Raw genomic sequence first — 309 nt, 5'->3', positions numbered from 1 at the left:
CCCGTCGCGCCATGCCGGCGCTGCTGCCGGCCGCGATCCATGTGCCCTGGGCCGGAGAGGCCGGCGGGCCTGTTGACGTGCTCTCACCGGAGAACGAGACGCTGACGCTCGCCTTCGACCACGCTGACATCCTGGCGATGGCGATGCTCAGGCTGCGCGGCAAGCTCGATTATTCCGACGTCGCCTTCGCGCTGCTGCCGGAACTGTTCACGCTGCGGCAGCTCCAGGATGTGCACGAGGCGATTCTCGGCACATCGCTCAACAAGCCGGCCTTTCGCCGGCGGCTGCTCGACAAGGGCTGGTTGGCGG

At 68.3% G+C, this 309-nt stretch carries 1 pseudogene; it reads left to right on the top strand.

Annotation, left to right across the window (positions count from 1 at the left end):
* Positions 1 to 309 (top strand): annotated as a pseudogene (locus EN807_RS34165) (NUDIX hydrolase); the annotation flags it as partial.

The sequence above is a fragment of the Mesorhizobium sp. M5C.F.Ca.ET.164.01.1.1 genome, from assembly GCF_004792125.1.
GTDB lineage: Bacteria > Pseudomonadota > Alphaproteobacteria > Rhizobiales > Rhizobiaceae > Mesorhizobium > Mesorhizobium wenxiniae.
The sequence above is the reverse complement of the archived record's forward strand: the minus strand, read 5'-3'. Positions and strand labels throughout refer to the sequence as shown.